The sequence below is a fragment of the Neorickettsia sp. 179522 genome (genome assembly GCF_001593535.1).
GTDB classification, from domain to species: domain Bacteria; phylum Pseudomonadota; class Alphaproteobacteria; order Rickettsiales; family Anaplasmataceae; genus Neorickettsia; species Neorickettsia findlayensis.
The window spans coordinates 629,075-643,762 of record NZ_LNGI01000001.1 but is presented as its reverse complement, the minus strand read 5'-3'; the positions used below and the strand labels follow the sequence as shown (position 1 = coordinate 643,762).

Sequence of the window (14,688 nt, the reverse complement as noted above, 5' to 3'; positions counted from 1 at the left end):
GTTCAAGATGCATGACTAAACCCGTCACTTCCGCAAAAGTCCAGCACCTCCTTAACGTGTCCTGGTACCTGTACCTTTCTCCACAATTTTCTGATCTTTCCATTCAGATCTACTACAAATGTACTGCGTTCTATGCCGTAATACTTTTTCCCAAACATTGATTTCTCCACCCAAGCTCCATACTTCTGTATGGTCTCTGCTGATTCGTCGGACAATAAATGAAAAGGAAGTTCGTACCTCGTGGAGAAATTCTTATGTGCCTTGAGACTGTCTTTTGATATACCAATGACAACAACATTGAGCTCTTTAAACTCCTCAATGCGTTCTTTAAAATCTTTTGCTTCCTGAGTGCAGCCAGGAGTGTCATCCTTTGGGTAAAAATAGATCACAAAACCAGCCTTCCCTAGAAAATCTTGTAGACTTACCATTCCACCCATACTCGAAGGAAGACAAAAAGAAGGAGCTAGATCATCTACTTTCAAAGCACTCATGAGGGATTCTTATCATGTTCCAACAGGTAACTTGTATCACTGGTTGTAGCAGAACGAAAGACCCTACAATGGCTTCTTAGTGGCTATTCTCTTGCTAAAAGGAGATTTTGTTCCTGCAAGAGAGTTGCCCCTAAGCTATTAAAGATTGCCAAACGCTTTTGTATCTACAGACTATCACTCTGTTTTAGGTTGTAACAAAAACACCGCGGAGCAAAAAACTTTTGCTTACAGCTAGTAAAGTCAGAAAAAGATGTCTGAGCTATTTTTAAATTTACATTTTTTATAGGGTAAAAATAATATTTTACCTAGTTTGGGGTTTGCTGTATGGATTTCCTATAGCCTGATGTTTCACTGTAACGTTCTTTCTGATACAATCCCTACGGCTTTTGCACTATTTACGATCACATTGAGTAACACGGATTATACAGCAGATTCGATAAAGGTATTAAAAGGTCTTGAGGCCGTTCGGAAAAGGCCCGGGATGTATATCGGAGACACGGACGATGGGTCTGGGTTGCATCAGATGGTGTATGAAGTTGTTGATAATTCCGTAGATGAATCCCTTGCCGGTTATTGCACCGCGATAGAGGTTGTCATTGATGTTGATGGGTCGATCTCTGTTAAGGACAACGGACGTGGTATGCCTACAGATATGCATGGAGAAGGCGTGTCCGCAGCAGAGGTAATTATGACGCAATTGCACGCTGGTGGGAAATTCGATCAGAGCAGTTATAAAGTATCTGGTGGTCTGCACGGTGTTGGTGTGTCGGTAGTAAATGCCCTTTCTGATTGGTTGAAGCTGACAGTTTACAGAGATGGTAAAATTCACTTCGCGGAATTTAGGAATGGTGAAACAGTACACTCTTTGTCTGTTATTGGGGAGTGTGGTGATAAAACTGGTACATTAGTTCATTTTCTTCCATCGAGGAGTACGTTTAAAAACACAACAGAGGTGAGCTTTACTACTCTTGAGAATAGATTTAGAGAGTTGGCGTTTTTGAATCCTGGATTAGAAGTTTCTCTGCTCGATCTGAGAAAAAGTGGTGGTAGTACAGGGAAGGTAGTTTTTTTCTCTTCTGGTGGTACTGAAGAATTTGTTACTTATCTGGACCGAAGCAAGCAACCCATTCACCCGAGTCCAATCAGGATCATTGGGGGAGTTGATTCCATTGTGATGGATATAGCAATCCAGTGGAATGATTCTTATTACGAGAATGTGCTTTGCTTCACAAACAATATAAAGCAAAGAGACGGTGGTACGCACCTCGCTGCGCTTAGGAGCGCGATGACGAGAGTTATGCACAACTACATTGTCAAGGAGAATCTGATTAAGAAGGAAAAAGTGCTTGTGTCCGGTGAGGATGTAAGAGAGGGTCTAACCGCAATTCTCTCTATTAAACTTCCGGACCCAAAATTTTCCTCTCAAACTAAGGAGAAACTCATCAGTTCTGAGGTCAAGCCTGTAATAGAAAAAATAGTTAGTGATTCGCTGGCGAGTTGGCTTGAAGAGAATCCCAGTGCTGCAAGGGTGATTGCAAAGAAGGTAGTCGAGTCTGCTTTAGCGAGAGAGGCAGCAAAAAAAGCACGGGATCTCACACGTAGAAAAGGCGGGCTGGAAATAACAACACTTCCAGGAAAGCTGGCCGATTGTCAAGAAAAATCTCCTGAGCTCTCAGAATTGTTAATTGTTGAGGGTGATTCAGCAGGGGGCTCGGCGAAACAAGGTAGAGATAGGAAAACTCAAGCTGTTTTACCATTAAGAGGAAAAATTCTTAATGTTGAGAAAACGAGATTCCATAAGGTTATAGGTTCGGCGGAGATAGGAAATTTGATTGCTGCTTTGGGTACCAGCATAGGAGAAGAGGAGTTTAACATTGATAAGATCAGGTACCACAAGGTCATCATCATGACGGATGCTGATGTCGATGGCCTCCATATTAGGACGCTTTTGCTGACGTTTTTTTTCCGTTATGCGCGACCAATCGTTGAGCGTGGATATTTGTACATTGCTCAAACGCCACTGTATAAAGTGATGAGAAAGGGCACAGATGTTTATCTCCGTGATGATATGGCTCTGGAGGAATACCTCCTGGAGCGTATTGTAAAAGGTAAAGAGTTAATAGGTGCGAATGGTGATGTGTATACCGGTCAAGCGCTGAAACGCATTGTACAGCAATGTCTAGTTCTTTCTAGAATTCTTGAAAAGTTTGACTATAGGATACCATTGGAGATTTTGGAGGTGGTTTTTCTGTGCGGCGAAGGGGCTGACCCTCAGCTTCTCGCTGAAAGAGTCGCTCTTGCATCTTTTGGTACATGGACTGTTGTTCGCGAGGATGGTGCATTGTTTTTTGAGCGCACTTTCCAGGGGTTGAGAAACCGATATGAATACTCTCCACTTTTTGTGCCTGAAGATCTCGAGAAGATGGCCAAAATCCGTGAGGCTATTAGTGGGATTTTTTATCCTGGTTTTGCAAGGTTCAATAATAAAGATTACTACTCCATTCTTACCTTTGTTAAGGATGCAGATTCAGCAGCCAGAGCTGGCATGGTCTTGCAAAGATTTAAAGGTTTGGGGGAAATGAATCCTGAACAGTTATGGTCCACCACCCTTGATCCCTCTAACAGAACAATTTTTAAAGTGACTATAGAAGAGGCAGCCGTAGCTGATCAGATGTGTTCCATGTTGATGGGTGATGCCGTTGGTCCGCGTAGGGACTTTATTGTTAATAATGCGCTCAATGCAAGCAATATAGACGTGTGATCCCTCTCTTGTTATCTTTGGGTTACTATGTCGACCCTCAGAGCACCGGCGAAGATTAATCTTTTTTTGCTCGTTACGGGAAGAAATGAGTCTGGGTTTCACCTGATTGATAGTGTTTTCTGTTTCACGGATGATCTGTACGATGAGATAAGACTTGTTCCTACGTCTGCCAACGAGGATTCAGTCAAATTCATTGGTGCATCCCAAGCAATAGATTCGGATAACTCAGTGAGTCGTGTTCTCAGTTTTGTCAAGGATTATGCAAGGTGTCATTTCGACGTTACTGTAGCAAAGAATCTTCCTGTCGCTGCTGGTATAGGTGGTGGTTCAGCAGATGCAGCTGCGCTGCTGAGATATTTTGGGAAACTGTACAATATCTCAACAGCCCTACTTAATCAAATGGCTTTGTCTATTGGTTTTGATACGTTAGCTTGTCTTCATAGGCGCCCGTGCCACGTGACAGGAATGGGTGAAAAAGTCGTTGTATTACCAGAGTCGAGGCTCGTATATCCAATACTCTTAGTTTGTCCAAACTTTCCGGTTAGTTCTGCTGAAGTCTATAAAAATTTCCGGGAAAGGGGAACTATTTTTTCAGCTGGGTCTGATCTTACTAAGGTTCATCGGACGTTTAGAGATATGCTCTCTCTTCCGAATGACTTAACTGATGCTGCTATCGAAATTGCTCCAGTGATAAGTGATGTACTGAAAAATATTAAGAGTTGTAAAGGTAATAAGGTTGCCAAATTATGTGGGAGTGGTCCTACATGTATGGGCGTGTTCGACACTGTGGAAAATCTAAGAGCTGCCCATTCAGAATTAATGTGCCATCATAAATGGTGGGTTAGGATTGCGCATATTTCCCTGTAATTGGGAATGTTTATTTTGTTTGCATATCATCAGTTTCTCGATATTTCTTAGGATACTTTACAGCTAGTAGTGCTGATCTCAGATTTTTGGTATGGAGGTCGTCATGTGTTGTCTATTTAGTGTTAGAGAATTATCGTTTCTGCCCTATACATAGAATGACACTTCGGTGTAAGGTTTAGTTGGTCCTGAGTTTAATTTTAAGTTTTGATGGGTGGCTTACTTTTATATCTCGCTTCTTTTGTGCTAGTGGTTTCTGTGATTGTCTTCGCACATGAGTTTGGGCATTATATTTTTGCCAAAATGTTTGGGGTGAAAGTAGAAGAGTTTTCGATCGGATTTGGGAAAGAGTTATTCGGCTTCAATGACAAGTCGGGAACCAGATGGAAGCTCTCTATGATTCCAGCTGGTGGGTACGTGAAAATGTTCGGGGATCTAGATGAGAGTAGTGCTGTGGATTTTGAGAAAATCCAAATGATGGATGATTGCATGAAAGCTCAGACTCTGAATTGTAAACCTCTATATCAGAAAGCTCTTGTTATTTTTGGTGGTCCTCTTGCTAATTTTGTTTTTGCGTTTTTGGTCCTTTCTTTCCTATATGGTTATTTTGGAAAGGTCACTGTTGAGCCAGTAGTAGCATCTGTTATTATCGATAGTCCGGCGGCAAATGCAGGATTCAAAGTTGGGGACAGGATCTTAGCAATAAACAATAAGCCTGTCGTGAGTTTCGATGAAATTAAAAAATTCATTTATCTGAATCGCAATAGTGCGGTATCCTTTACTGTTTTAAGGGATGGTTATGAGATATCCATGTCTGTAACTCCAAAGATTGAGATTGGAGAAGATATATTCGGTAATCATGAAGAGGTACCAAAGCTCGGAATAGAGGCGTCAAAGATTCAGCGTAGCGAGATCGGGGTCCTGGATGCAATGCGGTTTTCTTTGATTGAGATTGGTAATGTTATTCATTCAACGTTAAAGCTCCTCGGGCAGACCATTACTGGGGAAGCCAAAACCGATGCCATAGGCGGTCCAATAAAAATTGCTAAATACTCTGGACAGTCAATGCGAATGGGGTTCGCTATGGTTTTGTGGTTCATGGCAATGTTGTCGATCAATCTTGGTTTGTTTAATCTTTTTCCTATACCGGTGCTTGATGGTGGGCACCTGCTTTTCTATTTGATTGAGTGGATTAAGGGTGGTAGAGTAGCGATTGGCTTTCAGCAATGGGCAGAAAGAGCAGGGATGTTGTTATTGATAGCTATCCTTGTTTTTGCCGTTTTTAACGATATTCGTTTTATTCTCAGGTAGTTGATGCGAAAAAAACTTTTTTTGGTTTTGCTTCTTTTCTTGTCAGGGTTTTGCTTTGCGGATGAAGTAGTTGAAATTAGAATTTCTGGTAATAAAAGAGTCACCGAGGCAACGGTCCGTGGATTGCTGCATATTGAGGTAGGGCAGGATGTAGCTTCTGATGAGTTAAATGCCGTCTTTAAAAGGCTCACAGGGTCACGTCTATTCAGCAGTGTGGAGCTGGATCTAACAGCTGGGATCCTGGAGGTAAAACTGCAGGAAAATCCAATACTCCGTAATGTTGTGGTTAAAGGGAATAAGCTTCTTAGTAGGGCGGCGATTGATAAGATTCTTGTGTACAAAAAGGATGCGGTTTTTAATGTTCACGAATTTGAGAACAGCGTAACTGCTCTGAAAAGCTACTATAGAGACTCTATTGTTGCGAAAACAGCTATCAGCTACAAAATTGTTCCAATAGATGAAGATAATGTGAACGTCGAGGTGACGGTAAAGGAAGCCAAGCCCACTGTGATTCGAGCAATAGAATTTGAGGGCAATAAAAGGTATTCCGATAGAGTTCTCAAGCATATTATCAGGAGTAGAGAAAATAGCGTACTCAGACTTTTTAGTACGGCGCACTATTACTCAAGGGAGAAATTAGAATTTGACAAGGATTTATTGGCTGATTTTTATCAAGGAAAGGGGTATTTCGATTATTCATTAGAGAGTCTCGAGGAGATAGAAAATGAAGATGGTGTTGTCCTAGTGTTCAAGCTAAAAGAAGGTGCTAGGTACAGCTTCGGCAGGGTGAGTATTGTTTCAGAGAAGGGCGAGATAAAGGTAGGTGATCTAAAAGAAAAGGTTAGGATAAGGGAGGGTGCTGTTTTTAATATAGGTGCTGTGAGAGAAAATGCCTCAATGCTGCTGAGTGTGCTGAATAAAAGGGGATATATGTTTGTCAATGTTGTTCCTGAGTATCAGCCTGATGCAAATGGTAGGGTGGATCTTACATATCACATTGTTAGCACGAAGAAATATAGAATTCGGAAGATTAACATAAGCGGTAACACAAGGACCAACGATACAGTCATCAGACGTGAGATGCTCGTGAGTGAGAATGACTTGTACCAACCTAGTAAAGTTGCGGATTCACGCAGACGAATACTGAATTTAGGTTTTTTCGATGAGGTTTACATAGAGGAACACAAAATTGATGATCAGAATCTCATACTTGAGGTAAGAGTAAAGGAGCACCCTACTGGGACGCTGAATCTGAGTGGTGGCTATGGATCGGATGTTGGTTTTTTTGGAAACTTTTCTTTTGTTGAGAATAACCTTTTTGGTACATCCGATCGTTTAGTTGTTGATTTGCAAAGAGCTTCCTTAGGAAGCAATTACTCCATGGAGTTTCAGCGAAAACGAATCTTCGACACATTCATCACAGCAGGTGCGTCTATCTTTTTCAAGAACCGTAATGAGAAGGCGAATAAATTGTATAAGTTTTCATCTGTTGGGGGTGATGGGTCAGTAGGTTATTATTTAACGGATGATCTACATTTACACCTTGGTTATTCATTGAGCTTTGATAGAATTTTCGATGTCGATGCTGATGCGCCTGAATCTGTCAAGAAAAGCGCTGGAACTAAAATTCTTTCCGTGGTTAGTTATTCGCTCTTCCTGAATAAACTGGATAATTACTTTGTTCCTAGGTACGGCTACGGAATCAGATTCGGTAACAGACTTGCTGGCATTGGCGGAGACGTTAAGTTCTTACGATCTGATGTTAAAGTCGGTGGTTTTGCTTCCGTTTTTGATCAAAGCGCTGTATTGAGCCTCATTGTACGTGCAGGCAATATATGGGGGTATTCTGGGCAGGGTGTTGACGTTGCTAATAGGTTTTTCCTTAACGAAATGCGCGGGTTTGACAATCTTGGCATTGGTCCACGCGATGTTGAAACAGACGATGCATTAGGTGGGAATTCTTTTATTCTTGGTACTGCAGAAGTGCAGATGCCAATGAGGCTGCCTGTGGAGCTTGATTTGAAAGCTGCTTTTTTCTATGAGGTTGGCACTTTAACCGGTGTGGATGTTACTACGGAAAAAGTTTATGACTCGCATGCACTAAGAAGTAGCATTGGCGCGGGCTTGGTATGGAATAGTCCGTTTGGTGTCCTAAGGGTGGATGTCGCAAAGGCTTTGATAGAAGGAAAGAAAGATAAAGTGAAGACTGTAAGGTTCGGTGTAGTATCCCCATTCTAGAGAATGTCAACGATATACGCGCTTTCTACTGTCTTTGGAAAGTCGGGTGTAGCTGTTTTTCGAATTTCCGGGCCAGATGCTCTCCTAGCGCTAGAAATCCTTGGATTAGACGTAAAGCAGCCGCGCCCTAGGTTTGTGTACTTTACAAGACTCTTCGATGAGCACCTCCTAATAGACGAGGTATTGGTTATTTATTTTGCTTCTCCTGCGAGTTTTACTGGTGAGGATGTTGTTGAGGTGCACTCACATGGGAGTATAGCAGTTCTGCGATATATCAGTGAGAAGCTTTCTACATTGTTCAGACCTGCTGAACCGGGTGAGTTTACAAGGAGAGCAGTACTGAATAACAGAATGGATCTCACAAAAGCAGAAGGCATAATAGATCTAATTAACGCTGAGACGCGCGAACAATTAAAGCAAGCTTCTCGGCATTTATCGGGGAAGTTGGCTGAGGGATATGATTCTCTGCGTAGTAAAATAATTAAAGTGCTTTCGTATTTGGAAGCATATATAGACTTTCCGGATGAAGAAATACCAGAAACCGTGCTGGCAGAGATACAACAATCGATCATGGCTATACAATGCGACATTGCTCATTATCTTGCTGACGGTAAAATCGGGGAAAAAATTAGAGAAGGTTTCTCAGTTGTAATAGTCGGGAAGCCAAATGTAGGTAAGTCGACTCTTTTTAACTATCTTGCTAAGAGGGATCTTGCAATAGTTACTGATATTCCAGGTACTACGAGGGATGTACTTGAGGTAAGACTAGATTGTAATGGTTACCCACTGATCTTATCAGATACAGCTGGGATCCAGGAGACCTGTGATGCAATAGAAAAAATAGGTATAGCTAGAGCGCTCAAAAAGGCGGCAGAAGCGGATGTCATTGTCTTGCTTCAAGATATCACCGCGTTGCGTGTGACAAATGAAAGAGGTGAAGATGTGGTAGACCCAGTCATTACACGACACCTTGATAAACAACTGGTGGATCTGGAAAGTAAAGAGCACATGCAAAGTGATCAAAGATGTGTAGATAAACCTGTAGATTCAAGTGGATGGGCTCACGAAATGCGCTTTGAAAGGTCAGGTGTTGGAAGTAAGAATATGAGCTGTCCGGATATGGGAAAAATGGATCTCAACTTGCGAGATATCCTTGACGAGCGACATGGGGAGAAAGATCGTCATTTGGTGTGTCACGATACGATACGAGAGCACAATCCAGATGGCAGTGAGTGTAGTGAGGACATATATAGAGAATTTGGTGAATTATTTACGGCAGCAAAAAGACTAGACATTCCTATAGTAAAGGTTGTCACAAAGGCTGACATCGCACCTACGCAGTTGTCATTCTGGCAAGAAAAGGGGTACATATGTATATCCGCGTATAAAGGAGAAGGCATAAAGCTTCTTCTTGACAGAATATTTGATATCGTTTCGTTCTCAAATACTGAAGCTCACATCATTACACGTGCGCGGCACCGATTGGCATTGGAGAATGCTTTAGACCATCTGCGACGTTTTAATACGGATCTTCCAATCGAGCTTGCTGCAGAGGAGATTAAACTTGCAGCTAATCATATTGCATCCATCACAGGTGAGATCAAGTTGGATGACGTCTTAGATGAGATTTTTTCCTCGTTTTGCATAGGCAAATGAGGTCATTTTGTTATTTGTTTGGTAGATTGTCTGCATTAGCGCAAAAACATTGCCATGCTAAACAACGTATTTCTTTTCTGTTTTACGAATTGTCTTTTAGTCTGTGCTGCTGTAGAGAATTTGAACTGTTTTTGCATGGTTGATGTTAATTGTTAAGTGTATCTTTTGTGTACTGGTGAGAGCACTACAGAGAGCTTTTGGTGTGGGGAATGTAACTCTGATATTGAAAGCGTCTTTTGGACGTTATTTAAATTACTACGGAGAGCTTTTGATGCGGGGAATGTAACTCCGGTATTGAAAGCATATTTTGCATGTTATTTAAAGCACCACAGAGAGCTTTAAATGTTCTTTGCGCGAAATACACCGCTGTCAGAAAAGTATTTTGCCCATCGGTTAATACATTAAGATAAGATAAATTGATGGTACGAAGACTGTATCTGTGTTAGACTCCTCTGGCTCTTTTTTGTCTGGTTCCGGTAGCTGATGAGTGTGTATATGCCCCATTGGCCTAAGCCGTTAGGTGCTAGGCCTACTGCAATTGATTTGGGATTATCCAGGGTAGTAAGTGTTTTGAAGAAGCTTGGTGATCCTCATTTGTCTATGCAACGGGTCGTGCATGTTGCTGGTACGAATGGTAAAGGTTCTACGATAGCTTTTCTTAGAGCAATACTTCAAGCTTCAGGCTATTCAGTAGATGTTTGCACTTCACCACACCTGAGGTACTTTAACGAACGTATAGTTCTCCGCGACAGGGAAATAAGTGATAACGTTCTATATAATGTACTGGAGGATGTGAGAATTGCTTCCGAAGGTGAAAAGCTAACTTTTTTTGAAGGGACAACACTTGCCGCGATTTTGGCCTTCTCGCGTAGTAATGCTGATTGCTGCCTGATTGAGACGGGTATGGGGGGTAGGCTAGATGCAACAAACGTTTTTCCTAAGCCATTAGCGACAATTATCACGGCAATAGATTTTGATCACACTCATTACTTGGGTGCAACTATTGCTCAAATTGCATATGAAAAAGCTGGTATTATCAAGGAAGGAGTTCCCTGTGTTATTGCAAAACAACATAGTGAAGCCATGGAAGTTATACAGGATGTTGCAAAGAGTAAAAGAGCTCCTGTTTTTAGGCAAGGGCACGAGTGGGAAGTCGTAAGTGCTGGGAAAATGTTACAGTTTAGTGTTGGTTCACATGTAGAGGAATATCCACTTCCTAACTTGAGAGGCTTACACCAAATTGGGAACGCGGGTAATGCAATTGCTGCAGCAACTATCTTGAGTAGTAGGTACACTTACGATGCAATTAGTGTTGAGAGTGTCAGTGTTGGTATTAGAAATGCGAATTGGCCAGCTAGATTGCAGTTAATACGTGGCAAAACCAATAAGCTTGTTAGTATGCTTCCAGAAGGCTGGGAGTTCTACATGGATGGAGCACATAACCCTTCTGGAGCCAGGACAATTTCTGCTTGGTTGAATAAAGAACAGGTCCATATCATTCTTGGTATGACGAGAGATAAGGATACAAAAGAATTTGTGTCTCATCTCCTTCCGAATATCGAAAGCATCTCAGTAGTGTGTGTACAGGGTGAACCACGGAGTAAGACGATTGAAGAAACTGCACAGCCCATTCTTGAGTTAGGCTTGGAATGTAGGAAAAGTTCTTCTCTTGAAGATGCGTTCCATCATATTCTTGGTAGAGATTCAGCTACCAAAAAGATTTTGTTATGTGGATCACTATTTCTTCTTCGTGACATTGCTAGTTACGGTGAGATCGAGGGCTGTCTCTCTTAAGCTGCTCTTCTCGAATCAAGTGACCGCTCCTTTGTCGCCCCTGAGCAAATGGGTATTTCATTCCTTTTGACGCGCTTCTATCTCGCTCCTGAAGTTCTTTATAAGACCTTGTACAGGCCAGGAAGCCGCGTCACCTAATGCGCATATGGTGTTTCCCTCGATTTGTTTGGTAAGCTGCAATAAGAAATCAACATCGGATTTTTTCCCCTTACCTTCACTTAATTGTTTCATTATGCTCCACAGCCAGCCTGTACCTTCTCGGCAAGGTGTGCATTGGCCACATGATTCATGCATATAAAAGTGTGAAAGCCTTTCTATGGCACGTATTATGTCGGTTTCTTTATTCATTACGATGATGCCGCCGGTTCCAAGTGCAGAGCCTGCCGCTCTTAGGGAATCAAAATCCATTGTGACTGTTTCTGCAACTTCCTTAGTAATCATTGGTACTGATGATCCTCCCGGTATAACTGCGAGAAGGTTGTCCCAGCCACCTATGACACCACCTGCGTACTCATCAATCAAGAATTTGAGTGGTACTCCCAATGCCTCTTCGACATTACATGGCTTGTTTACGTGACCGGAGATACAAAATATTTTTGTACCACAGCTGTTTTTGACGCCGAGACTTGCAAACCAATCGCCACCCCTTCTCAGTATTGTAGGGACCGAAGCTATACTTTCCACATTATTTATCGTGGTGGGCTTACCGTACAATCCACATCCAGCTGGGAAAGGGGGTTTCATTCTTGGCATGCCTCGCTTTCCTTCAAGTGATTCTAGCAAGGCTGTTTCTTCACCACAAATGTACGCTCCAGCGCCTCTATGAACAAAAATCTTTAGTTGCTCAGGAATAAGATGTGCATCCATCGCTTCCTGTATAACCCTTTCTAGAACAAGAGATTCGTTATAGAACTCCCCACGTATGTAAATATACGATACGTCTATACGCATCGCATGACTTGCTAATACTATTCCTTCGATGAGTTTGTGTGGCTCGAAACGTATTATGTCCCTATCTTTACACGTGCCTGGCTCCGATTCGTCTGCATTGACTACTAGATACGACGGTTTACCAGCCTCTTTCTCCTTTGGCATGAAGCTCCACTTTATTCCTGTAGGGAAACCCGCACCTCCTCTTCCTCTTAGGCCGGATTTTTTAACTTCTTCTATGATCCATTCAGGTTCCTTATCAAGAAATTGTTTGGTGTCATTCCAGTCACCGCGTTTGAGCGCCTCACTTAATGTGATGCCTTCTCTTTTTTGTATATTGCTAAAGATCCTATCTTCTGGTTTGAGCATGGTTCTCTCTGTCTTACAGCGAAATTATACAAAAGGTTGGAGAGAAAGTCATAATATTGAATGTCCTTTTTATGTTTGGTGTTTAAGTAGAGGAGGTGATTTATTTTCGGTCGATCCTTTTGTAATGCTGCTGTATGTATGCTTGAAGAGTTTCTGCTGTGTGAGTTTAGCATTCCTGCATAACTTCATTCCAAATACTGAACACATTGTTGCAACACTTATGTTATACAAGCTTAGCATTTCTATGTGTACATAACTCTCACAAGTCCAACTGGAGTGTGATGCAGGTCGACCAAATGATGTGGTAGATGTATACTCAGATATTAAGATATTACTGCTCAGTCTGCCAAATTTTCATAATTTCTTTCTTCCAGAGAAGTGCACCGGGTTTGCGACAGTACTTGGCTGTTTAAGTTGATGCATCTTCTATGATCACCTGGGGTTTGCCGCTATATCCCAGGTTGTCAGCTTTTATCTTTACAAGAAGGTTTGTAACTTCACAATTTAGGATTGCCTCTTTTAGTATGGGGTCTGCTCTAAATGCAATCCCGCGAATGCTTGTGTGTGTCCTTGCATCTCTCAGTGTGCAGGCGATATGTCCATCCTCACCAATAATCCGGCTAGTGACGATTCTCACATTCTTTAGCACAAATTTGGGTTCGGGATTGCCCGAACCGTGAGGTGCTAAAATTTTCAGGTCCTCACAAAGGTCACTAGTGATTGTATCGATGTAAAGCTCGCTATCAATACGGATGCTTTCTTGTGTGTCTACCTCTTTGAAGTACTCTTCAAAAAATTCTCTTATTGCTGGAATTTTTTCTACCGCACACGAGAAGCCAGCTGCCATTTTATGACCTCCACCTTCTATTATTAAGCCACTTTCTTTTGCAGCTATCACTGCCACTCCTATGTTTGCGCCCTTTATTGATCGTGCGCTTGCCTTAGCTATGTTTCCATCAATACTGAGAATAATTGTCGGAAGATGGTAACGCTCTTTGATCCTGGAAGCGACTATTCCTATTATTCCCTGGTGCCAATTCGCACTTGCTGCAAGAATGATCTTTTTGTTTGTCTTCTCTACTTGGGTAATAACTTCCTGGAGTGCTGTCCTTTCAATTTCTTTTCTTTTGAGATTTAAAACACAGAGAGTTGTAGCTATCTCTTCTGCCTCAGCAGGATTTTGTGTCGATAGTAACCTACTTCCTAACGAAGATTGAGATATTCTCCCTCCTGCGTTTATGTGTGGTCCTATTATATAGCCTAAGTGATACGTATCTAGTGTATTGAAGAGCTTGAGTTCTTGAGTAAGTGTCTGCAATCCCAAATTTCTTCTTTGATTGATAACTTTCAGTCCTTGTTTAACAAAAGCTCTGTTGATTCCGGTAAGTCTAACGACGTCGCAGACTGTACCTAATGCGACGAGATCCAGATAATTTATAAGGTTAGGTTCGCTTTTATTATCAAAAAAGCCTTTAGTCCTGAGGATAACATTTAATCCTATAAGGAGCAGGAACGATACCCCGACGGCTGCTAAGTGCTCAGTATACGGTACATTAGGCTGGTCAATTCTATTGGGATTAATTACAGCCGTGGCTGGAGGTATTACATCTGCACTTATGTGATGATCTACAACTATTATGTCCAGGCCAATTGTGTTTGCCACTTCTATTTCAGTGTGAGCTAGGGTACCGCAGTCTACTGTAATGCATAGTGTGTATCCTTCTTTTTTCAGTTGAGTAAATGCAGCTTTGTTTGGCCCATAACCTTCAGTAATCCTATCTGGAATATATACGTCAACCTTTTTACCTATCTCTCTGAAGTAATTTTTCAAAAGCGCGGATGACGTTGCACCGTCAACGTCGTAATCACCATAGATAACAATTTTTTCATCTTGAGATATTGCTTTCAGTATCCTTTCTATTGCTTCTTTCATTCCGAGCAGGCTGAATGGATCCGGTAAAGTGTGCTTGAGTTTTGGATCAAGGAAATTTGCTATATCATCATCTGCTTCGACACGATTGTACAAAACCGATGCAACTGTTAGTGACAGTCCAAATTTTTGTCTTAGGAAGAGTAGTTCTTTAGATGGTATGGGATTGTGAACCCAGATACTTCCCTTAATTGATGTCCTGAGGTTTTGCGTCATTCTTTTACAGTTTGTTTCGATGAAGCGACTTTCATGGATATTCTACAGGGATCTTGTAGGCTTTTCGATGCTGTTCTCGAATCTACAGGTGCCGGGTACTAGGAGAGGTTTATGCGAGTTTCTTCCAT

Annotated in this window: 9 protein-coding genes; 6 read left to right on the top strand and 3 right to left on the bottom strand. The window is 41.8% G+C overall.

Going from position 1 to position 14,688, the window contains the following annotated elements; translation table 11 throughout:
• Positions 1 to 2: 2 nt before the first annotated feature.
• Positions 3 to 491: a peroxiredoxin gene (locus tag AS219_RS02960; protein WP_067979896.1), complete on the bottom strand. Its 489-nt coding sequence runs from the start codon at positions 489 to 491 to the stop codon at positions 3 to 5.
• Positions 492 to 897: 406 nt separating this feature from the next.
• On the opposite strand from AS219_RS02960, the gene gyrB reads away from it, so the two are divergent.
• The 6 genes from gyrB (at position 898) to AS219_RS02930 (ending at position 11,115) form a co-directional block, all read left to right on the top strand.
• Positions 898 to 3,252: a DNA topoisomerase (ATP-hydrolyzing) subunit B gene (gyrB, locus tag AS219_RS02955; RefSeq protein WP_067980549.1), complete on the top strand. Its 2,355-nt coding sequence runs from the start codon at positions 898 to 900 to the stop codon at positions 3,250 to 3,252.
• 27 nt (positions 3,253 to 3,279) lie between these two features.
• On the top strand, positions 3,280 to 4,119 hold the full coding sequence (locus AS219_RS02950; protein WP_067979894.1) for a 4-(cytidine 5'-diphospho)-2-C-methyl-D-erythritol kinase: 840 nt from the start codon (positions 3,280 to 3,282) through the stop codon (positions 4,117 to 4,119).
• Positions 4,120 to 4,326: 207 nt separating this feature from the next.
• On the top strand, positions 4,327 to 5,427 hold the full coding sequence (rseP, locus tag AS219_RS02945) for an RIP metalloprotease RseP (protein WP_067979893.1): 1,101 nt from the start codon (positions 4,327 to 4,329) through the stop codon (positions 5,425 to 5,427).
• Between the two features lie 3 nt (positions 5,428 to 5,430).
• Entirely contained in the window at positions 5,431 to 7,665 is a 2,235-nt protein-coding gene (gene bamA, locus AS219_RS02940) for an outer membrane protein assembly factor BamA (protein WP_231861851.1), read from the top strand.
• Positions 7,666 to 7,668: 3 nt separating this feature from the next.
• Positions 7,669 to 9,321 carry a tRNA uridine-5-carboxymethylaminomethyl(34) synthesis GTPase MnmE gene (gene mnmE, locus AS219_RS02935; RefSeq protein ID WP_067979891.1) on the top strand — a complete coding sequence of 551 codons (1,653 nt, stop codon included), beginning with the start codon at positions 7,669 to 7,671 and terminating at the stop codon, positions 9,319 to 9,321.
• 495 nt (positions 9,322 to 9,816) lie between these two features.
• Positions 9,817 to 11,115, top strand: coding sequence for a bifunctional folylpolyglutamate synthase/dihydrofolate synthase (locus AS219_RS02930; RefSeq protein WP_231861850.1), 1,299 nt, complete (start codon positions 9,817 to 9,819; stop codon positions 11,113 to 11,115).
• Between the two features lie 57 nt (positions 11,116 to 11,172).
• Here the strand turns inward: AS219_RS02930 and nuoF are convergent, their stop codons facing one another.
• Positions 11,173 to 12,414, bottom strand: a complete 1,242-nt coding sequence (gene nuoF, locus AS219_RS02925) for an NADH-quinone oxidoreductase subunit NuoF (protein ID WP_067979888.1) — start codon at positions 12,412 to 12,414, stop codon at positions 11,173 to 11,175.
• A 409-nt stretch (positions 12,415 to 12,823) separates the two neighbouring features.
• Entirely contained in the window at positions 12,824 to 14,560 is a 1,737-nt protein-coding gene (recJ, locus tag AS219_RS02915) for a single-stranded-DNA-specific exonuclease RecJ (RefSeq protein WP_067979880.1), read from the bottom strand.
• Positions 14,561 to 14,688 lie beyond the last annotated feature (128 nt).